The 532-nt window shown below is 44.2% G+C and carries 1 protein-coding gene; it reads left to right on the plus strand.

The genetic code is table 11. From position 1 onward, the window contains the following. On the plus strand, positions 1 to 532 hold a 532-nt coding region (locus R7044_RS27720), incomplete at both ends, for a collagenase (RefSeq protein WP_225456299.1).

The raw sequence follows: 532 nt of genomic DNA on the forward strand, positions 1-532 counted from the left end.
CCACCAAACTGTTCATACCGGATATCAGCCTGTCGCTGATGATCATAGCGATAGTGTCGATGTTATTGTTTTTAAAACCAAAAGTGACTACTCAACCTACTCCAGCTTCCTTTTTGATAACACAACCAACAACGGCGGACAGTTCCTTGAGCGAGACCCATCAAAACAAGGAAATGTACCTCGATTTGTCGCTTATCAAAACGGATGGGACGACGACTTTTCGATTCTAAACTTAGAGCACGAATATGTGCATTATTTAGACGGTCGATTCAACCAATACGGTGACTTCCATGACACAATGCGCGAAGGCAATATTGTGTGGTGGTTGGAAGGTTTTGCTGAATACATGTACTACAAAGAGGGCTACAATGCTGCTCTAGTACTTGGCAAAGAAAAGACGCACACATTGGCAGACGTGTTCAGTACGAACTACAGCGACGGTTTAAACCGTGTGTATCGCTGGGGCTACTTAGCTGTACGCTTCATGATAGAGAAACACCCTGAAGACGTTACTGAACTGTTAGGTTACTCG

Source organism: Vibrio sp. 1402, from assembly GCF_033340275.1.